This window comes from Streptomyces sp. NPDC033229 (assembly GCF_055576875.1).
The window spans coordinates 24,657-44,226 of the sequence record NZ_JBVIQR010000020.1 but is presented as its reverse complement, the minus strand read 5'-3'; the positions used below and the strand labels follow the sequence as shown (position 1 = coordinate 44,226).

17 protein-coding genes and 2 pseudogenes are annotated in these 19,570 nt (G+C 70.0%); 8 read left to right on the top strand and 11 right to left on the bottom strand.

All coding sequences use genetic code 11. The annotated features are described in order from the left end of the window. Positions 1 to 17: 17 nt before the first annotated feature. Positions 18 to 890: an undecaprenyl-diphosphate phosphatase gene (locus tag ACZ53N_RS19065; protein ID WP_469141993.1), complete on the bottom strand. Its 873-nt coding sequence runs from the start codon at positions 888 to 890 to the stop codon at positions 18 to 20. 309 nt (positions 891 to 1,199) lie between these two features. On the opposite strand from ACZ53N_RS19065, the gene ACZ53N_RS19060 reads away from it, so the two are divergent. After that, a complete protein-coding gene (locus ACZ53N_RS19060) occupies positions 1,200 to 2,498 on the top strand; it encodes a helix-turn-helix transcriptional regulator (RefSeq protein ID WP_469141992.1) in 1,299 nt (432 codons plus the stop codon). A 264-nt stretch (positions 2,499 to 2,762) separates the two neighbouring features. Here ACZ53N_RS19060 and ACZ53N_RS19055 read toward each other — a convergent pair whose 3' ends face one another. From ACZ53N_RS19055 to ACZ53N_RS19015, 9 genes are all read right to left on the bottom strand, one after another. Then, entirely contained in the window at positions 2,763 to 3,695 is a 933-nt protein-coding gene (locus ACZ53N_RS19055; protein WP_469141991.1) for an NADP-dependent oxidoreductase, read from the bottom strand. An 8-nt stretch (positions 3,696 to 3,703) separates the two neighbouring features. Beyond that, the gene (locus tag ACZ53N_RS19050) at positions 3,704 to 4,099 is read right to left on the bottom strand and encodes a nuclear transport factor 2 family protein (protein ID WP_469141990.1); all 396 of its coding nucleotides are present in this window, start codon (positions 4,097 to 4,099) and stop codon (positions 3,704 to 3,706) included. A 152-nt stretch (positions 4,100 to 4,251) separates the two neighbouring features. Continuing rightward, positions 4,252 to 5,277 carry a methyltransferase gene (locus ACZ53N_RS19045; protein ID WP_469141989.1) on the bottom strand — a complete coding sequence of 342 codons (1,026 nt, stop codon included), beginning with the start codon at positions 5,275 to 5,277 and terminating at the stop codon, positions 4,252 to 4,254. Between the two features lie 65 nt (positions 5,278 to 5,342). Next, positions 5,343 to 6,494: an acyl-CoA dehydrogenase family protein gene (locus tag ACZ53N_RS19040; protein ID WP_469141988.1), complete on the bottom strand. Its 1,152-nt coding sequence runs from the start codon at positions 6,492 to 6,494 to the stop codon at positions 5,343 to 5,345. Positions 6,495 to 6,538: 44 nt separating this feature from the next. Continuing rightward, entirely contained in the window at positions 6,539 to 8,458 is a 1,920-nt protein-coding gene (locus ACZ53N_RS19035) for a flavin-containing monooxygenase (RefSeq protein WP_469141987.1), read from the bottom strand. 22 nt (positions 8,459 to 8,480) lie between these two features. Continuing rightward, complete coding sequence (locus ACZ53N_RS19030; RefSeq protein ID WP_469141986.1) at positions 8,481 to 8,957, bottom strand: flavin reductase family protein; 477 nt, start codon at positions 8,955 to 8,957, stop codon at positions 8,481 to 8,483. 14 nt (positions 8,958 to 8,971) lie between these two features. Then, entirely contained in the window at positions 8,972 to 9,229 is a 258-nt protein-coding gene (locus ACZ53N_RS19025) for an acyl carrier protein (RefSeq protein WP_466780731.1), read from the bottom strand. Positions 9,230 to 9,231: 2 nt separating this feature from the next. Continuing rightward, positions 9,232 to 10,527: a ketosynthase chain-length factor gene (locus ACZ53N_RS19020; RefSeq protein WP_469141985.1), complete on the bottom strand. Its 1,296-nt coding sequence runs from the start codon at positions 10,525 to 10,527 to the stop codon at positions 9,232 to 9,234. Beyond that, positions 10,524 to 11,792 (bottom strand): beta-ketoacyl-[acyl-carrier-protein] synthase family protein, encoded by a 1,269-nt coding sequence (locus ACZ53N_RS19015; RefSeq protein WP_469141984.1) that lies wholly within the window; start codon positions 11,790 to 11,792, stop codon positions 10,524 to 10,526. Before ACZ53N_RS19015 ends, ACZ53N_RS19020 begins: the two co-directional genes overlap by 4 nt. A gap of 345 nt (positions 11,793 to 12,137) precedes the next feature. Here ACZ53N_RS19015 and ACZ53N_RS19010 point away from each other — a divergent pair, with 345 nt between their 5' ends. The 7 genes and pseudogenes from ACZ53N_RS19010 to ACZ53N_RS18980 all read left to right on the top strand — a co-directional run bounded on the left by ACZ53N_RS19010 (position 12,138) and on the right by ACZ53N_RS18980 (position 18,407). Next, entirely contained in the window at positions 12,138 to 13,283 is a 1,146-nt protein-coding gene (locus ACZ53N_RS19010) for an acyl-CoA dehydrogenase family protein (RefSeq protein ID WP_469141983.1), read from the top strand. A gap of 54 nt (positions 13,284 to 13,337) precedes the next feature. Next, positions 13,338 to 15,053, top strand: coding sequence for an acetyl-CoA carboxylase, carboxyltransferase subunit beta (gene accD / locus ACZ53N_RS19005; RefSeq protein WP_469141982.1), 1,716 nt, complete (start codon positions 13,338 to 13,340; stop codon positions 15,051 to 15,053). 25 nt (positions 15,054 to 15,078) lie between these two features. Next, positions 15,079 to 15,688, top strand: a pseudogene (locus ACZ53N_RS19000) (biotin carboxylase N-terminal domain-containing protein); the annotation flags it as partial. 18 nt (positions 15,689 to 15,706) lie between these two features. Then, positions 15,707 to 15,997, top strand: a pseudogene (locus ACZ53N_RS18995) (acetyl-CoA carboxylase biotin carboxylase subunit); the annotation flags it as partial. A gap of 51 nt (positions 15,998 to 16,048) precedes the next feature. After that, positions 16,049 to 17,041, top strand: coding sequence for a DUF6081 family protein (locus tag ACZ53N_RS18990; protein WP_469141981.1), 993 nt, complete (start codon positions 16,049 to 16,051; stop codon positions 17,039 to 17,041). Further along, positions 17,038 to 17,484 carry a lipocalin-like domain-containing protein gene (locus tag ACZ53N_RS18985; RefSeq protein ID WP_469141980.1) on the top strand — a complete coding sequence of 149 codons (447 nt, stop codon included), beginning with the start codon at positions 17,038 to 17,040 and terminating at the stop codon, positions 17,482 to 17,484. The genes ACZ53N_RS18990 and ACZ53N_RS18985 overlap by 4 nt, the downstream gene beginning before the upstream one ends. Further along, positions 17,481 to 18,407 (top strand): alpha/beta hydrolase, encoded by a 927-nt coding sequence (locus ACZ53N_RS18980; protein WP_469141979.1) that lies wholly within the window; start codon positions 17,481 to 17,483, stop codon positions 18,405 to 18,407. Before ACZ53N_RS18985 ends, ACZ53N_RS18980 begins: the two co-directional genes overlap by 4 nt. A gap of 96 nt (positions 18,408 to 18,503) precedes the next feature. Here ACZ53N_RS18980 and ACZ53N_RS18975 read toward each other — a convergent pair whose 3' ends face one another. Further along, positions 18,504 to 19,082, bottom strand: coding sequence for a flavodoxin family protein (locus ACZ53N_RS18975; RefSeq protein ID WP_469141978.1), 579 nt, complete (start codon positions 19,080 to 19,082; stop codon positions 18,504 to 18,506). Positions 19,083 to 19,570 lie beyond the last annotated feature (488 nt).

Sequence of the window (19,570 nt, the reverse complement as noted above, 5' to 3'; positions counted from 1 at the left end):
GGAGCCGGCCGTCGCTCTCAGCCCGCGTTCTCGCCCGCGTGCGGGCTCAGCACATCCGCGCCCACCAGCGCGAACAGCAGCAGACCGAGCAGGACGCGGTAGATCACGAAGGGCATGAAGCTCCTGGACGAAATGAACCGCATGAACCACGCGATGACGGCGTAGCCGACCACGAAGGCGATGAGCGTGGCGAAAATAGTCGGCCCCCACGCCGTGTGGCCCTCACCCGCGTCCTTCAGTTCGAAGAGGCCCGAGGCGAGGACCGCGGGGATGGCCAGCAGGAAGGAATAGCGGGCGGCGGACTCCCGGGTGTAGCCGATGAGCAGCCCGCCACTGATCGTCGCGCCGGACCGCGAGACCCCCGGGATCAGCGCCATCGCCTGGCAGGCCCCGAAGATGAGCCCGTCCCGCGTATTGAGCTGCTCCAGGCTCTTGCGCTCCCTGACGGCCCTGTGCCGCCCGCCCTGCTCGTCGCGCGCCGCGAGCCGGTCGGCGAAACCCAGCACGAGGCCCATGACGACGAGCGTGGTGGCGATCAGCCGCAGATCACGGAACGGGCCCTCGATGGCGTCCTTGAGCAGCAGGCCCAGCACACCGATGGGAATCGAGCCGATGATCACCAGCCAGCCCATCTTGGCGTCGTGGTCATGACGCATCCGACGGTCGAACAGGGAGCGGAACCAGGCGGAGACGATGCGCGCGATGTCCTTGCGGAAATAGATGATGACGGCGGTCTCGGTGCCGATCTGCGTGATCGCGGTGAATGCCGCTCCGGGGTCCTGCCAGTCCGCGAACGCGGCGGTCAGCCGAAGGTGGGCGCTGGACGAGATCGGCAGGAACTCCGTCAAGCCCTGGACGAGCCCGAGGATAAGAGATTCGAACCAGGTCATGGAGTCAGCGCCATCCCAAAAATGATCACGGCCCGACCGGTGCAGACGGTGTCAGGCGGGCTCTACGGGTTTCCGAGGGAGCCAGTCGATGCGGATCATCCACCGGGCAGGAGGCAGATTAGCGTCATCGAAGTGAACGTTCACTGAAGTCACGGCCGTCCGGGGCGAGGTGTTCCCACGTTGTCCTGAACCGCTGTCCTGAACCTATGTCCTGAACCTATGTCCTGAACTCTCGGCCTAGCCTTCCGGCTGGGTAGGACTAGCCGGAAGACCGGTAGGCGGAGGTGGGGTGTCCACTACCATCGACATATGGTGTATGCGGACTGGGGGGACCCGCAGCGCACGCTGGCTGTGGCGAAAGCTTTGATGCGGGCGCCCCTCAAGGAAATCCTGTCCACGCTGTCGGGGGCCATGGCCGACCTCGTACAGCACCACGCCCTGGTCATGCTCACCGGCGACTGTCCCAAGTCGGCGACGTGGAACCACGGTGACGCCGAGTTGACGCAGGACGTCACCAGCACCGAGCTGGCGGCCCTCGCCACGCACGTCGACGTCGGCAAACCATGGTTCGGCGAGGCACGCCTCGCGGGCTCACCCCGCCCGGTGCTGGCCGTGGCCTCCGCACCACCCGGCTCGGCCGGGGCCATGCTGGCGGTGCTGCCCACCGACGGCGGCGCGCCCGAACCGCGGGTGCTCGCGGTGCTCCAGCAGCTGTGGGACCTCGCGACCGTACGGGTGATCGATCTGATGCCCCAGGCGGTGCCGGTCGACATGGCCGGCCCCTGGATCGCCAACAGCGAGCGGGCCCGGGTCGTCGCCAATCTGACCGACGCCCACGCCACCACGCTCACCACGCTGCTCGGCGTCCTGCGCACCCGCACCCTCGACGCCGAGGCCGCCCGCCGGACCGCCACCGACATCGCGGTCTCCGCCCTGGTCGAGCTGCGGGCGACCGGAGAGGACGAGGAACTGCCGCCCGAGGAGACGGTCGGCGGTGCCTTCGGACGGCTGTCCGACATGCTGGGTCTGCTCTCCCGGTACAGCAATGTGGAGCTGGAGTTCTCCCCGCCCGACTGCCGGCAGCGGCTGCTGCCCGCGGACATCGCCCGGGCCGCGCTCACCACGGCCCGCGGCACCGTGCTGACCATGCTCGAACAGGGCGGCGTCAGCCGGATCCGGGTGAGCTGGCAGGTCGAGGACACCGAACTCCGCACGACCATCCGTGACGACGGCCCGGGGACGCTCGCCGCCGAGGCACTCGCCGTGCACCGGCTCACCGACCGCGTCGCGGCGCTCAACGGCGCCCTGCACGTCGACGCCGTCCCGGAATGGGGCACCATCGTGACGGCCCGGCTGCCGCTGACGGCGCCCGACCGCCCGCACAGCGATCCCCTGGGCGGCCTCAACCCCCGAGAGCTGGACGTCCTCGAGCGGCTGGTCCACGGTCACCGCAACCGCACGATCGCCCAGCAGCTCCAGATCAGCGAACACACCGTCAAATTCCATGTGGCCAAGATCCTCAAGAAACTCGGCGTCAACTCCCGAGGCGAAGCCGCGGCGCTGGCCCGCGCCTCGGGATTCCCCACGGCGCTTTCGCTGGTGACTTAGGCCGTGTCCGGCGGGTCGGGTGGACGGGCGCCGCGGCCCGTGCCGCCCCGCACCACCGCTGCGCGGCGGTGTCCTCAAGCTCCCCCAGCTACCGCTGGGAGGTGCCCCCAGCGGGCTGTTTCGACGGAGGTCAGCCGAATCCAGCCCGTCCGGCGCTTGAGGACGCGCCCGCAGGGCGCTCGCCGCCGCAGGCGGCAACGACGGCCCGCAGCCAGGATCCGCCGGACAGGCTGGCGGGGGTGCGCTGCGCCCCCTGATCCGGTGTCACGGGGTGAGCACCACCTTGCCCGTGGTGGACCCGGAGTCGATCAGCCGATGCGCCTCGACGGCCTCGGCGAGCGGCAGCACCCGGTCGATGCGGGGCCGCAGTCTGCCCGTGTCGACGAGCTCCCCGAGCGCCGCCAGCCCCACCTGGTCCGGCTCGGCGGTCACCCCGATGACCCGCAGACCACGCTCCGCCGCCCGGCCGGCGAGCCCGGTATCGCGCATATCGACGATCGTGACCAAGGAACCACCGGGCCTGAGCACCTCCAGCGAACGTATCGCGGTGTCACCGCCCACACCGTCGAGCACGACGTCCACCTTGCCGACCGCGGCCGCGAAGTCGACCGCGCGGTAGTCGACGACCTCGTCGGCGCCCAGCCGGCGGACGAAGTCGTGCTTGGCCGCGCTCGCGGTCGTCACCACCTCGGCCCCCCGGGCCTTGGCGATCTGGATCGCCAGATGACCCACACCGCCACCGCCGGCGTGGATCAGCACTCGCTGACCGCTTCCGACCGCCGCCGCGTCCACCAGCGCCTGCCAGGCGGTCAGCCCGGCCAGCGGCAGCGCGGCCGCCGACGGATGGTCGAGGGCGGCCGGCTTACGGGCCAACTGCCGGGAGGGGGCCGTGAGGTATTCGGCGTATCCACCCGCGGCGCGCGGGATGAGCGGCATGCCGTACACCTCGTCGCCGACGGCGAAGCGGGTGACGCCCGGAGCCACCTCCTCGACCACGCCGGAGACGTCCCAGCCGAGGGTGAACGGCGGCGGACCGAGAAAGGGGACGGCGCCGGAGCGGACATGCGCGTCGATCGGGTTCACTCCGGCTGCGTGGATCCGGACGAGGACCTCGTTCAGCGACGGACGCGGACGGTCCACCTCGGTCAGCTCCAACACCTCCGGCCCGCCGAAGGACCGTTGGGTGATCGCTCGCATCCTGGCCGTCATCGGGCGTCCGAGACCATCTCGTCCAGGGTGGTGCCCTCGGGAACGGCCTGCCCCACGTCCCAGTGCTCGGCCAGCCTGCCGTCCTCGACGCGCCAGATGTCGACCACGACGGCCGGCGGCGCGTCCGGGGCGATCCTGGCCACGCTGTGGGTCCAGACGAACTCGCCCTCGGCGATCATGCGCAGCACCGTCAGCGAGAACGCCGGGAACGGCCCGGCGGCCAGCTCCCGGAAGGTCTCGACCGTCCGGTCCCGGCCCGCGCCGACCCCGGGGTGGTGGTTGGCGAAATCCTCGGTGAGCAGCGACTTCGCACGATCGAAGTCCTTGGCGTTGTAGAACGCCTCGATGTACTCGGAGACGAGGTCCTTGTTCGCCTTCAGGGAATCGGGCATCCGGTGCTCCTCTTGTCGTCCTGTCGAAGGTCTGTCGTGTGTGCGGGGTGTGTGCAAAGGGGTACGTGTCCAGGCGCCGGGCCGTGTACACCTGCGGGCTGTGTTCCCCCGGGTGGGGGCGGCCACCGGCAAGGCCGGGACCGCGTGTCATGTCATTCCTTGATTCCCACCACGATCGAATCGGGCCCGACGAGGTGCTCCGTCCGGGTACGGGTGAATCCGGCTTCGGTCATCCAGTCCACGCACTCGGCCGCGGTGTAACCGAATCCGCCGTCGGTCACCGCCCGCATGGTCAGGCTCATCAGCAGCGCGAACGCGTTCTCGGACCGGTCGTCGTCGATGAGCGAGTCATAGACGATCACCGCACCGCCCTTGGGCAGCGCGTGCCATGCCTTCTCCAGAAGGAGCTTCTTCTTCTCCAGGTCCCAGTTGTGCAGGATGTGCCCGAAGGTGATGACGTCGGCCGACGGGAGCTCCTCGGCGAAGAAGTCGCCGCCCACGAAGTGCAGCCGGTCCCGCAGCCCGTTCTCCTCGACGTACTCGTCGAAGACGGGGGCGGCGGCCGGCAGGTCGAAGCCGATCCCGGTCAGATGCGGATTCGCCAGCAGGACCTGCACCGCCAGGTCGCCCTGGGCGGTGCCCATGTCGGCCAGGGTCCGGTAGTCCCCCCACGGCACCTGCTCGGCGATCTTGAGGTTGGCCGCGTGGCTGATGCTGGTCATCGACGAGAGGAACTGCTTGAGGCGAAGGGGATCGGCGTAGAGCGCGTCGTAGGTGTCCAGGTCGCTGGACTTCGACTCGTCCTGTGACTCACCCGTGCGCAAGGTGTCGGTCAGATGGTTCCAGATGCCGAAGAGCCGCGCGTTCGCCATCTCCAGCATGCCGCCGACGTGCGCGTAGGACGGCTTGGCCCGGTCCAGGAACGCGTCCGTGTCCCCCGCGTTGTGGTAGACGCCGTCGATCCGCCGGAGGAAGCCCAACGCCACCAGCGTGTCGAAGAAGTCACCCGCCGCGCGCGGGTGCAGGCCCAGCCGGTCGCGCAGGGCCGGGGCGTCCGCCGGGCTCTTGGCCAGCTCGGTGAAGACACCCACCTCGACGGCGCTCAGCAGGGTCTTCGACGCTTCGAAACCCAGGCCGGTCTGCATGATGCGGTCCGGGGAGGGCTGGGGTCGGGTCACGATGTGCTCCTTCGCGTTCCGGTCGTGCTCTGATGCGGTTTCGGGGGCGGTCGGGTGTCGGGTCATCAGGCCTTGGCAAACAGTGACCGCGTGTAGTTCCGGGCCGTCGGTTCGAATTGCAGTGCCTGATGGGTGGCCATGGAATTGACGTCACGCCAGAGCCGCTGCAAGGGACCGTCGGCCGCCTGCCCGTTCGTCCCCGCGGCACGGAAGATCCGGTTGACCGCGGTGACCAGCACCTCGATGGCGAACGCGCTGTCCCGCGCGTTCCTGGCGACCTCCATGGGAGTGATCTCCTCCTGGCGGTCGGCCAGGTCCGCGATGCGCTCCAACAACAGCTGCACGGCGTCTATCTCGGCGGCGGAGCGGGCCAGCACGGTCTCGTAGGTCGCCAGATTGCCCGCCACCCCCGGCATCCCCGGCAGCGCGGGCGTGTCACGGATCTTCTTCCCGAGGTAATCGGACAGCAGAGCCAGCGCGCCACGGGCCGCGCCGAGGGCGGGGACCACGAACGTCAGGCCGTTCACGGCGGCCAGCGGAGCCAGCGGGGCGGCCGGGGGCTCGGCGCCCGGGTCCGCCGGACGGCCGGCGAACACCGCCGTCCGGTCCCCGATCCGGTGGGCCGGGACGAAGACGTCGTCGAGCACGACGGTATTGCTGCCGGTCGCCCGCATCCCCACGCTGAACCAGGTGTCCTCCACCTGGCATTCGGCCCGGGGCACGACGACCAGCCGCAGCTCCGGCTCGCCGTCGCCGAGCACCTTCGGGCACACGATCACCCAGTCGGCGAACTCGATGGCGCTGATGTAGGGCCACCGCCCGGACACCCGCAGGCCGTCCTTCTCGGCGACGGCCTCGCCGAAGGGAAGAACCGAGCAGACCACACCGGCGTCAGGTCCCTCGGCCCACACCTCCCCGCGGCCCTCCGGCGGGAAGAACGACACGAGCCGGGGCGTGCTCGCGAACAGCGAGGCACACCACGCGGACGCCGCGCACTTCTCGCCGATGGCGGTCACGGCACCCAGCAACTCCCGGAACGTACCGACCCGCCCGCCGAACTCCGCCGGCACGAAGTGCCGCATGAACCCCGCGTCGGTCATGGCCTTGACCACGTCCGCGCTGAGCCGGCGCTCACCGTCCATGCCGTCGGCAAGGCCGGCGGCGACCTGGGCGATGTCCCGTGCGGCCGCCGACAGCGGCCCGCTGGTTTCGTTCATCTCTCGACACCCTCGCTTGCCTCGGAAGCGGTTTGTGGAGCGGTTCATCGCAGCTCGTATTCGGCGGGATCGACGGCGTGGGTAAGCCGCCAGTAATCACCGGCCGAATAAGGCCAGTTGGTGGCGGAACGGCCGCCCTCGTTGTACCAACCGCCCACCTTCGACCAGCCCCACGCGCGGTCGCGGTTGCCCGCGTCCACCCACGCGTTGTAGGCGTCGTGCACCTCCGCGCGGACCGACAGGGAGCGGCTGCCGCTCGCCAGCAGGAGCCGGATCGCATCGAGTATGTACGTGGCCGCGCACTCGGAGAAGTACGCGATGCTGCCGCCCTGTCCCACGAGATTGGTGTTCGGGCCGTACATGCAGAACAGATTGGGGAACTCCGGGACGGTGATCCCGAGGTACGCCCGGGGCGCACCGTTCCAGGAGTCGTGGAGATCGACGCCGTCGCGGCCGGTCACCCTCATCGGGGTGAGGAAGCGGGAGGCCTCGAAACCGGTGGCGTAGACGATCACGTCCACGTCGAATTCCTCGCCGCCGGCCCGGGGCCCGGACGGGGTCATCCGCTCGATGGGGGCGGTCACCACCCGGACGTCGTCCCGCTTGAGCGTGGCGAGCCAGCGTCCGTCGTCCCGCAGGACCCGCTTCGCGCCGACCGGGTACGCCGGGATCACCAGCTCGCGCAGCTCCGGGGCGTCGGCCAGCTGGGCCTCCATCGCCTGGAGCAGCGTGGCGCGCAAGCGCTCGTTGAGCGCCGACACCGCCCGCTCGGTGGGCGGGTGGTCGTGGTCGACGATCCACCCTTCGAGGATGCCCCGCAGACCGGGCGCGAACAGCCAGAACCGGTACCACCGGTCGTAGTAGGGCACGTGCTCGAACAGCCAGCGGGCGCTGTCCGGCACCGGCTGGTGGTAGTGCGGGGTGGGCCGCAGCCACGGCGGATTGCGCTGGAAGACGACGACCTCGGAGGCGGCCTCGGCGATCTCCGGGATGATCTGGTAGGCGCTGGCGCCGGTACCGACGACGGCGACGCGCTTGCCCGACAGATCGGCCCCGTGGTCCCAGGCGGCGGAGTGGAACGCCCGGCCGGCGAAGACGTCCCGGCCGGGGATGTCCGGCAGCCGGGGTCGGTTCAACTGCCCGACGGCGCTGATGACGGCGTGGTGCCGGGCCGTCCTCTCGCCGGCCGGCCCGTCCAGCGTCAGGTGCCAGAGCGACCGTTCGTCGTCCCATCGCATGGCGGAGACCTCGGTGCCGAAGCGGATCCGGTCGCCGACGCCGGAGTCCTTCGCGAACGCCCGGAGGTATTCCAGGACGACGTCCTGGCCGCAGAAGTGATCGGGCCAGTCGTACTTCGGGGCGAAGGAGTAGTTGTAGAGATGGCTGGCCACATCGGTCCGACAGCCCGGGTAGGTGTTCTCGAACCAGGTGCCCCCCACATCGGGGTTCTTCTCGTAGACGACGAAGGGGACGCCGGCCTGGGCGAGGCGGTGGGCGGCCAGCAGGCCGCTGAACCCGGCCCCGATGACGGCGACCCGGAAATCACTGCCGGGACTCAGCCCGGCCCTGGTCCAGCCGGGCGCCTTCGGGTCGTCGCCGGGGCCCACGAGCTCCTCGGCGAGCAACGGCAGCAGATCCTCGGTGTCCGAGCCCATGGCCCACGTCGTGATCGCATGCAGCAGGTCGCGGCCCGGCGGCCGCGGGAGCGCCTCCGGGCCCCTCTCACCCAGCCGGAGAAGCACCTCCAGCGCGCTCTCGCGGACCTCGGCCTGCTGCTCGGCGGTCAGCCCGCCTTGCGGCGCGAACAGCCAGCCCGGTGCCCGGAGGTCCTCGCGCAGCACCGATACGTCACCGGTCAGATGGGCGATCGTCATCAGCAGCGCGGGAATCTCCGCGCCCGTCAGATGGCCGCGCAGCGTTTCCTCGTCGACGGCGACCGGCCGGACCGGGGGGCTGAACCCCATGGACAACAACCACCTTCCGGGTTCATCGCGCCGAGTCGAGCGCCGCGAACTTCCGATTGAAATAGACGGCGGGGCCTCCGGCGTCGGAGAGCAGTTGGTCGACGACCTCGCCGACGAGAATGACGTGGTCACCGGCGTCGTGCCGACGGTCCACCTTGCATTCGACCGTCGCCAGCGCGTTGTCGACGACCACGCCGCCTCGGGAGGTCCGGACGAATCCGCCGTCACCGAACTTCCGGGCCCTGCTGTTCGCGAACCTCAGCGCCAGCTCCACATGGCGCTCGCGCAGAATGCTGACCGCGAACTCGCCGGTCCGCGCGAACACCGGAAAGCACCTGGCGGACTTGGCCACACAGATCAGCACCAGCGGCGGTTCCAGGGAAACCGAGCAGAACGAGCTGACCGTCAGCCCATGAGGATCGCCGTCCTCGTCACAGGTCGTGGCGATGGCTACCCCGGTCGGAAACCGGGCCATCACTTCCTTGAAGTCGTCGGCCATCTGATACCGCCCGGTCAACTCGGCTGGGCAAGCGTGTCGTTGACGAGGTCGAGCACCTCGCGTGGCGTGCGCAGCTCGGCGATCCGCTCGTCCGGGATCTGCACCCCGAACTCCGCGGTGATGCGCGCGGCGGTCTCCATGAGCGCCAGCGAGTCATAGCCGAGCGACGCGAAGTCCTGGTCCTGGATATCGCCGGAGAGGCTGCCGTCGTCCGTCTCGCCCGCGCATTCGATCAGCACGCGACGGAGGTCGTCGATGGTCATCTTGCTCATGGTCAACTCCTCGAAGGTGATGTGTTCACGGAAGGGGAAGCGGCAGGGGGAGGGGAAGCGGGAGGGGAAGCGGGCTCGCCGGGCACCGCCCGGACGACGACCGCCGAGTTGAACCCCCACTTGCCCCGGGCCAGCACCAGCGCCGAGCGCACCCGGCCCGGTCGCGGCGCGCCGCGCACCAGGTCGATCCCGTACTCCGGCGGCACGTCGGTCGTGCCGCCGGAGGGCGGGATGACGCCGTCCCGGATGGCCAGCAGGGCGCCGGCCACGTCCACCGGCCCGCCCCCGGAGTAGAGCCGGCCGGTCAGGGCCTTGGGCGCGGTGACGGGCACGGCTCCCGGCCCGAACAGCCCGCTGATCGCCGCCGCCTCGGCGCGGTCCAGTTCCCGCACCCCGGAGGCGTCGGCGAACACCACGTCGATCTCCGCCGGGGCGAGCCCGGCGTCGGCGAGGGCCAGCTCCGCGGCCCTGCGCAGCCCGGGCGGCCGGGACGAACCCGCCGGCGGGTCGAAGGTGGTGGCGTACCCGGCGATCTCGCCGTAGACGTGCTGGGCGGCGCGGGAGCGGGCCGCCCCGGCGGCTTCGAGGACGAGCATGGCACCGCCCTCACCCGGCACATAGCCACAGGCCTGGGCGTCGAAGGGCAGATAGGCGCGGTGCGGGTCGGTCGCCGGGCTCAGCCGCCCGCTGGAGATCTGCGCCACCCAACCCCAGGGATCCAGTGCCGAGTCGACGCCACCGGTGACCACCATCGGCGTGCCGCGCAGCACCGTCCGCCGCGCGTGACCGAGGGCGTCCAGACCGCCCGCCTGTTCGGCGACCAGCGCGCTGCTCGGCCCCCGCAGCTGATGGCGAATGGAGATCTGGCCGGTGTTCACGGCATAGAACCAGGCGAAGGACTCATAGACGCTGACCGACCCCGGCCCCTGCGACCAGAGCTTCTTGAACTCGCGGTGGGTGAACTCGAAGCCGCCCGAGGCGTTGGAGGTCACCACGCCCATCTCGTAGTCGGCGAAGGTGCCCTGCTCGATCTTGGCGTCGGCCAGTGCCCAGTCCGCGGCCACCAGGGCGAACCGCGTGGAGGCGTCGGTCTGTGGCAGGAGCCTGCTGGGCAGGTGACCGGCGGCATCGAAGTCGTCGATCTGCCCGGCCAGCCGGATCGGATAGCCCGAGACGTCGAAGCGGGTGAGGGTGCCGATCCCCGTGCGCCCTTCGAGGGCCGCCTCCCAGTACCGCTCGAGGCCCACACCGTTGGGAGCGAGCAGACCGATGCCGGTGACGTAGACCTTCTCCGTCATGCCGCCGCACCCCCGGCGTCGCGCAGGATCATCGCGCTCTGGAATCCGCCGAAACCACTGCCGACCGTGAGCACGCTGCGCAGCCGCTTCTCCCGGGCCGTCAGCGGGACGTAGTCCAGGTCGCATTCCGGGTCCGCCTGCCGCAGATTGGCCGTCGGCGGAATGACCCCGTTCTCGATCGCCAGCGCGCAGGCGGCGATCTCGATCGACCCGATCGCGCCGAGGGAATGCCCGACCATCGACTTGATGGAGCTGATGGGTACCCGATAGGCGTGCCCGCCGAGGCTGCGCTTGTACGCGGCGGTCTCGTGGCGGTCGTTCTGCTTGGTCCCGGAGCCGTGTGCGTTGATGTAGTCGATTGCGGTGCCGTCGATCCGGGCCTCGTCCAGCGCCACCCGGATGGCTTCCGCCATTTCGCGGCCGTCGGGCTTCAGCCCCGTCATGTGATAGGCGTTGCACCGCGTGGCATAGCCCGAGATCTCCGCGTAGATGTGCGCGTCCCGCCGCTTCGCGTGCTCGTATTCCTCGAGCACGAACATGGCGGCGCCCTCGGCGAGGACGAATCCGTTACGCGATCCGTCGAAGGGCCGTGAGGCGTGCTCGGGGTCGTCGTTGCGGGTGCTCGTCGCTTTGATGGCGTCGAAGCAGGCGACGACGATCGGCGTGACCGGGGTGTCCGACGCGCCGGCCAGCATCACGTCCGCGGAGCCCTCACGGATCAACTGGCAGGCGTGCCCCACCGAGTCGATGCCCGAGGTGCACCCGTTGGACACCATGGCCACCGGTCCCTCCGCCGCGACGGTCCAGGCCACCTCCGCCGCCATCACGCTCGGCACCAGGTAGTCGAACATGTGCGGCGACAGACTGGTGTGGTCGACCAGCCAGTTCCGCCCGCTGTCGGACAGGACGAGATATTCCTGTTCGAGACTGGTCGCGGCGGCCACCGCGCTGCCCAGACTCACCCCGACCCGGCCCGGGTCGAAATCCTCGAATTCCAGGCCGCTGTCGGAGATCGCGTCCCGTGCACAGGTGACGGCGAATTGCGACGCACGGTCCATCCGGCGGATCTCCAGCGGGGAGAGCCCCTCGTGCACCGGGTCGAAATCGGCCTCCGCGGCGACCTGGGAGCGATAGGGCGACGGATCGAAATGGGAGATGCGGCGGGTGGCGGACTCCCCGGAAGTCAGCAGCTCCCAGAACCCCTTGACCCCGTTTCCCCCCGGCGTCCGCACGCCGATTCCGGTGATCACCACTCGACGCGTCATCGCCTACCGCCTATTGCCGTCGCACCTGCTGAGCCGGTCATGGTGTTGCCCCTTTCGCCAGAAGCGCGCGACATCAGCGCGGAAGAGAACGCGCGCCGCAACGAAGACGATCGTCAGCGTCCGGGGAGTTACTCGAGCGTCGCTCGAAGCCCGGTCGTACGGGCGCCATCGATCACCGGAAACCTTTTCCGAACCCCGGGGCGCGACGGGGGAGCCGCTCGCGGGCTCAAGCGAGGATCGAGCGATCTGCGAACCGGGGCGACGAACTTGGGCCGTAGTGGTCGGCCGGGCCCGCGGGGGCCGGGTGCCACGAGCCGACGCACCCGAGCCGAGGAGCGAATCAGGATGGACCTGACGTCAACCACGCTGTCGTCCGCGGCGCGCGAGGTCGCGGAGGCCGCGGCCCGGAGCGCGGCCGCCGCGGAGGCCAATCGCAGGCTCGATCCCGATGTGGTCAAGTCCGTCGTCGCCGCGGGCTTCCCCCGTCACTTCGTCCCGGCCGACCAGGGCGGGACCGTCGGCACCTTCCTGGAGCTGAACCGGGCGGTGAGCGCGGTCGGTGAGGGGTGCACCGCCACCGCCTGGTGCGCGTCACTGGCCGCGCACGTGTCCCGGATGGCCGCGCACCTGCCCGCCGAGGGGTACCGGGAGGTCTGGGCCGACGGCCCGGACGCCTTCCTGGTGGCGGCCCTGACCCCGATCGGCAGGGCCGAGCCCGTCCCCGGCGGCTACCGCCTCACCGGGACCTGGCCGTTCGTCAGCGCGATCGACCACGCGGACTGGGCCCTGCTGGCCGCGATGACCGACCGGGACGGCCGGCCGGAGCCCAGGATGTTCGCCGTGCCGCGTACGGCCTGGCGGACCGTCGACACCTGGGAGAACGTGGGCATGGCCGCCACCGGCAGCAATACGGTGATCGTCGAGAACGTCATGGTCCCCGCGGCCCGCACGGTCAGCCGGGACGACCTGTTCACCGGCCGGGCACCCGACTCGGACGCGCCGTGCCACGCCCTACCGATGCAGGCCACCACGATGATGTTCGCGACGCCCGCACTGGGCGCCGCCAAGGGAGCCCTCAAGGCCTGGGCCGGCTATGTCACCCCGAAGATCCGGGCCGCCGCGCAGCAGCCCAAGCCCGCACTGCCCGGGATGCCGACATTCCACCGCACGTCCTACGACGTGATCCTGACCCGCAGCGCCACCGAGATCGACGCCGCCGAAATGCTCCTCGAGCGCGCGGCGGCAACGGCCGACTCCGGCCCCGGCATCACGCCGTTGGACACCATGCGGAGCTGGCGGGACTGCGCGATGGCCACCGACATCCTCGTCGGCGTCGTCAACCGGCTGTTCCGCAGCGTGGGCACCACCGGCCAGGCCACGAGCAATCCCGTCCAGCGCTTCTGGCGCGACGCCAACTCCATCGCCGGACACCAGGGGCTGCAGGTCGAGTCCGCCGCCACCGCCTACGCCCACCAAGTGATCACGATCTGACCGGGATCCGCCCTCGACACCCGCGTGCACCAGACGGTTATCAGGAGACCAAGGATGACTGAGACGATCGAAGAGGCCGCCGAGGTCGAGTGGGTGCTGTGCCACGGCTGTCAGGTGCCGGTCTACGGCAAGCGCCTGATCCGCAACCTCCACGTCTGCCCCGAGTGCGGCCTGCACCTCCCGGTGACCGCCCGGCAACGCCTGGCCCAGCTCGCCGACGACGGCCGCTTCGAACCGCTGCCCTTCACCGTGAGCAACTCCGATCCGCTCGACTTCGTGGACACCGTCGCCTACACCGACCGGCTCTCCCGCGCCCAGGAACGCACCGGGATGCGCGAGGCGGTGCTCTGCGTCAGGACGACCATCGAGGGCCATCCCGCGATCGTCGCCGTGATGGACTTCCGGTTCCTCGGCGGCAGCCTCGGCACCGCGGTCGGCGAGCTGATCACGCTCGCCATCGAGACCGCGCAGGAGGAGCGGGTCCCGCTGATCATGGTGACCGCCTCCGGCGGCGCCCGGATGCAGGAGGGCGTGCTCTCCCTGATGCAGATGGCCAAGACCAGCGCGGCACTCGGCGAGCTGGACAAGGCCGGCATCCTGTCGGTCTCCGTGATCACGGACCCCACCTTCGGCGGTGTCGCGGCCTCCTTCGCCACCCTGGGCGACGTCATCATCGCCGAGCCGCGCGCCCGCCTCGGCTTCGCCGGGCGGCGAGTGATCGAGCAGACCATCCATCAGCGGCTGCCGGAGGGCTTCCAGACCGCGGAGTTCCTCCTCGAGCGCGGATTCGTCGACATGATCGTGGAGCGGTCCGCGCTCCGCGCCGAGCTCGGCAAGCTGCTGCGGATCGGCGGGTCCAAGGTCTGCGGGCGGTACGCCAGCACGGCACGGCCGGCCGCACCGGTGGTCACCGACCCGAACCTGCTCCCGGAGGCCGACCCCTGGGAGCAGGTGGGCAGGGCCCGGTCCCTCGACCGCCCCACGGCACTCGACTACCTCGGGCTCGCCTTCGACGACTTCCAGGAGCTGCACGGCGACCGGGCGTCCGGCGAATGCCCGGCCCTCATCGGCGGCACCGCCTGGATCGACGCGATACCGGTGATGGTCCTCGCCCACCAGAAGGGACACACCGCCGCCGAACTCGCCCGGCGCAATTACGGCATGGCCTCGCCGGCCGGATATCGCAAGGCCGCCCGGCTGATGCGCCTCGCCGACAAGCTCGGGCTGCCCATCGTCACCCTCATCGACACTCCCGGCGCCCACCCGGGCGCCGACGCGGAGGAACAGGGCCAGTCGGTGGCCATCGCGGAGAACCTCCGGCTGATGTCCACCCTGTCCGTGCCGGTCGTGAGCGTGATCATCGGCGAGGGCGGCAGCGGCGGCGCGCTGGCGCTGGCCGTGGCCAATCGGGTGCTCATGTACTCCGACAGCATCTATTCCGTGATCAGCCCCGAGGGGTGCGCCGCGATCATCTGGAAGGACCCCTCGGCCGCGCCCACCGCAGCCCGGGCCCTTCGGCTGAACGCCCGGGAGCTCCTGCGCCTCGGCGTGGTGGACGCGGTGCTGCCCGAGCCGGACGGGGGCACGGGCGCCGCGCCGTGGGCGGCGGCCGAGCGGCTCCGCGCCGCTCTGAGCAGCGAGCTGCACGAGCTGGCCGGGCTCGGGGAGGCCGCGCTGCGGGTGGGCAGGCGGGCCCGGTTCCGGCAGTTCGGCTCGGCGATCACGGTCGAGGCGGAGCTGCTGCAGATCAACGACGGCAGGCTCGCCTGACATGAAGCCCGAAAGGGAACGCGCGATGTTCAAGAAGGTGCTGATCGCGAACCGGGGCGAGATCGCGGTGCGGGTGGCCCGTGCCTGCCGGGAGCTCGGCGTCCGTTCGGTCGCCGTCTGCTCCACCCCGGACCGGGACTCGGCCGTCGTCCATCTCGCCGACGAGGCGATCCGGATCGGCCCGGCAGCCCCGGCGAAGAGCTATCTGAACGCCGCGGCGGTGCTGGAGGCGGCCGCGCAGAGCGGCGCGGACGCGATCCACCCCGGTTACGGCTTCCTCTCGGAGTCCCCCGACTTCGCCGACGCGTGCCTGGACCGGGGCATCACCCTGACCGGCCCGCCGCCGTCGCATGGGCCGCTCGGCCGTCGAGGGTGCGCTCGCCGTCGGCTATGCCGGCGTGGGCACCTTCGAATTCCTTCTCGCCCCGGACGGCAGCTACTACTTCATGGAGGTGAACTGCCGGATCCAGGTCGAGCACCCCGTCACGGAAATGGTCACCGGCATCGACCTCGTACAGCAACAGCTGAAGGTCGCCGCCGGGAACGAACTGGAATGGTCCCAGGCGGATATCGTGCTTCGCGGCGTGGCCATCGAATGCCGTATCAACGCCGAGGACCCGTCCGTCGGCTTTGTCCCCGCCCCGGGGCCCGTCGCACGCCTTGCGCTGCCGGGCGGACCGTTCGTGCGGGTCGACACCCATGTCCGGCAAGGGGATGTGATCCCGCCCCACTACGACTCGCTGCTGGCCAAACTCGTCGTTCGGGCCCCCCGACGCGACGAGGCAATCGCCCGAATGCACCGCGCGCTCGATGAATTCGAGGTGTCCGGACCGGGTATCAAGACGACTCGGACATTTCTCGCCGAGGTGCTCTCCCATCCCCGGTTCCGGGCCGCGGAGCATTCCACCTCGCTGGTCGACGACCTGCTGTCGGGGAAAGCCTGAAAATCGGTTCGCATGGCAAAAACGGGTTCGCATTTCCAGGAAAGGAAAAATATGACAGCGCATCACATGGTCTGGGACGACGACTTCTCGGGCGGCTTCAGCACCGAGGGACCCGACGCGAGGTACACGTTCCTGCCGTTCGGCACGGAAGTGGGCCACGACGGCGTGGCCAGCACGTCCCGGCAGGGGCTGCGGGTCGTCGCCTCCGGGACGAATCCGACGACCGGCGAGCCCGCGTTCACGATGTCCCTGGGCCAGAGCGACCCCAGCGGGCTGCCGGGCACCCTCGACCACGTGAAGTGGCTGGTCTACGCGAACAAGCAGTCGTCCGGCGGCGTCCTCGGTTTCGACACCGGCCCGGGACACGAACTGACCTGTGAGGCCCGGATGTCGGGCGCGGCGTACGGCGTGGCGGCCCATCCCTTCGGAGCCGGCGTGCCCGACCCGGGCACCGACCCCAGGCTGGCCTCGGCCTGTCTGGCTCTCCAAGACCCGGAGTCCGACGTCGCCTTCGAGTTCTCCCTCACCAACGAGGCGGTCTACGTCTACTACGAACGGCTGCCGAACGCCCGCGCGCAGCTGGGCGACTACGCCTCCTTCCTCCACACCGTCCCGGTCGCCCGCCGTACCCCCTACGACGAGCACCACCTCAAGATCTCCTACAACGGCTCCCGCGGTGTGGTCACCTGGTTCCTGGACGGCCGGGAGGTCTTCCGGCTCGACCGGATCGGCTATCGGCTGACATCGCGCGATCACCTGGTGGTCGACCACGGCGGTATCGAGGAGCGGGTGGCACCACGCCAGCTGGCCTGCGGTATGGGCCTGTTCAACTTCCTCGACGGAGGACTGCCCGACCGGGCCGGCTCCGGCCTCGTACGGCTGACCACCACACCGAAGTACTACTACGATCCGGTGACGGGCGAGCCCACCCCGCAGCGGTTCCTCGACGACGCGAGCCTCGCGTCCAACCGCCTGTTCGGCCAGGGCGCGGGATTCCGGATGAGCAGGTTCACGGTGTCGAGCAAGCCCGTCGGGTCCGCATGACGAACACGAACACGAACACAGCGAGCGACGCGGTCTCCCCGGCCGACCTGATCGGAGCCTGGCAGCTGGAGTCCTACGTCGGCGTCGACGAGGACGGCGGCGTCAGCGAGGGCCCGCTGGGCCCCGAGCCCGAGGGCGTGCTGATCTACAGCGCCGACCGCCATATGACGGTGAGCATGATGCGCGCCGGTCAGGAGCCGTCCCCGGGCGCCGGCCCGGTCACCCGCTTCATGGGCTACGCGGGCACGTGGCAGTTGTCCGAACGGCAGATCGTCCATGAGGTCGCCGTCAGCTCGCACCGTCATATGGTCGGCACCCGGCAGGTCCGTGGACTCACCCTCAAGGGTGATCTGCTCATCCTCTCCGGTGCGGCGCGTACCACGGACGGGCGGCAGGAGCGGCGCGTCCTGAACTGGCGGCGGGTTTCCGGAGGACGACCGTGAGCTATGACTTCGACCCCGAGCTGAAACCCTTCGTCCCCCGGATGAGACCCCTCGACTACACCGAGCCCCAGGCCGCCCGGGCCACGATGCGGGAGGTCATGGCCCGCCAGCCCGCCTACGAGCCGATATCGCGGGTGCGGGTGGAGGACCGGCGCATCCCCGTGCCCGGCGGCCCGGAGATGACCGTACGGCTCTACCGGCCCATGGACCGGCCCGGTCCGCGGCCGGCCCTGGTCTTCCCGCACTGGGGCGGCTTCGTCACCGGCGACCTGGACACCTCACTGACCGCCGCCACCCGCATCGCCGACCTGGTGGGCGCGGTGGTGGTCTCACCGGACTACCGCCTCGCGCCGGAGCACCCCTTCCCCGCGGGGCTCCAGGACTGCTACGCGGCTCTGGAGTGGACCGTCGACCGCGCCGCGGAGCTGCGGATCGACACCGACCGGATCGGCGTGGGCGGCTTCAGCGCCGGCGGCGGGCTGGCCACGGGGATCGCCCTGCTCGCCCGGGACCGCGAGGGACCGCCGCTGCGCTGTCTGTATCTGCTCTTCCCCCAACTGGACGACCGGCTCGAGACCCTCTCGGCCCGGGACTTCGTGGACACGCCCATGCTCGACCGGGCCAATCTGGCAGTGAGTTGGCAGCACTACCTCGGCGGCGGCAACGCCACGCACTATGCCGCGCCCGCCCGTGCCGAGGACCTGTCCGGGCTGCCGCCGGCCTTCGTGGGCGTGTGCGAGTTCGACCCACTGCGGGACGAGGGCATCACCTTCGCCCACCGGCTGATCCAAGCGGGGGTGAAGACCGAACTGAGGCACTACCAAGGAGCGTTCCACGCATCCATCGGTCTCGCCCACGCGGCCGTCTCACAGCGGATGGTGACCGACCAGGTCGACGCGCTGTGCCACTACCTGGCCCCCTGACGGGACCGGCCTGCCGCCGGTCCCGTCAGGGGCGCTGTGGAAGAGGGAAGCCCCCGAGCCCCCGTGCCCGGGGGCTTCCGCGTCCCCGTAGCGGTGTCACGCCCCCGATCTGGCCAGCTGGAGCAGTTGCGCGTGCCGGGCGACGCGCTCCCCGAGGTGGGCCGCGGTGAGCAGGTCGGACTTCTTCATGGACTCCGGCCCCTCGTCCCCCGCGCACTGCCCCATGGCGCCCAACCAGCCGCCGAGCCGGTTGAGCTCGTCCTCGGACGTCCCGGGCAGCAGGTCGAGATTCACCCAGTGCATCCCGTGCTGAGCGGCCAGGACGGTGAAGTACTGAAGCGTGTTCACCTTGTCGCCGCTCATCGATCCCGATGTGGTGAAGCCGGCGGCGACCTTGTCCTTCCATGCCTGTGCGTACCACCGACCGCTGGAGTCGTGCGCGAAGGTGTGGAACGCGGGGCTGGCCGAGCCCATATAGGTGGGCGAACCGAAGATGATCGCGTCCGCTGAGTCCAGCGCGGCCCACTGCTCGTCGGTGAGCGCTTCGACGGAGATCAGCTGGACGACGGCACCCTTGACCGATGCCGCGCCGTCGCGCGTCGCCTCGGCCATCCTGGTCGTATGTCCGTAGCCGCTGTGGTACGCGATGACGACGGACACCGAACGATCGGACATGTGCATCCCCTTTGTGATCTCAAGTAAAGGTCCTGCGGCCCAGACTGACAATCATTCCGGTGCAGGTGTACTGACCTTTCGGGCTGTCGGACCTGCTCGAAGGGAGGGGTGGCGCTCCCCGGCTGCCGCCTGCCAAGATCACCCCTGAGGCAACATCAGCCCGTGGGGATCGAAACCACCCCGTCGGGTGGTGTGAATATGAAAATCCGACCTTAATGCTTGGGTAAATTTTTCGGGCAGTTACTCAACCATCAATTGGAGCAGCGGGATTCGCCGTTCCCCAGCAATTTGATCAGTGTGATGCGGCGCACAGATAAACATGTGGCGGGGCGGGTTCCCGTCGGATATCTTGCGAGTGGCACCAAAAGCGCATCGCCGTACCCACTTGGGGGTGAATGGGTCTCGGCGACGGGGGTTGTAGCGCTTGGCGGATCCGACAACGTCGTTGATCCACTTTCGAAATGAATGAATTTCGAACGATGCTGGAT